The sequence below is a fragment of the Stenotrophomonas sp. SrG genome (assembly GCF_050031795.1).
Classification (GTDB): Bacteria; Pseudomonadota; Gammaproteobacteria; order Xanthomonadales; family Xanthomonadaceae; genus Stenotrophomonas; species Stenotrophomonas rhizophila_A.
In genome coordinates this window covers 1-236 of sequence record NZ_JBNBBE010001282.1, presented here as the reverse complement: position 1 = coordinate 236, position 236 = coordinate 1, and the positions used below count along the sequence as shown (strand labels likewise).

Annotated in this window: 1 protein-coding gene; it reads left to right on the top strand. The window is 72.5% G+C overall.

Annotated elements, in window-relative coordinates; all coding sequences use genetic code 11:
* On the top strand, window positions 1-236 hold a 236-nt coding region (locus ACQG3P_RS23550; protein WP_426806397.1), incomplete at both ends, for a DUF4785 domain-containing protein.

Below are 236 nucleotides of genomic sequence, written 5' to 3'. Positions count from 1 at the left end.
CGCCGATGCCCGATGCCACGGTTGAACGCGCGCCGATGCCCGATGCCACGGTGGAACGCGTCCCCGTGCTCTTTGCCTTGGCGCTGGACCCGACCCGGGCGCTGAGCGCGCCGGCCCCGTTCGTTGCACTGAGCCGCAGCTACTGGGCCACCGTGGATGCGGCCACGCTGCAGCGCGGCTTGGAGCTGCCGCTCACCGCGCCGGATGCGGTGATCCAGGACAGCCCGGTGCTGGGA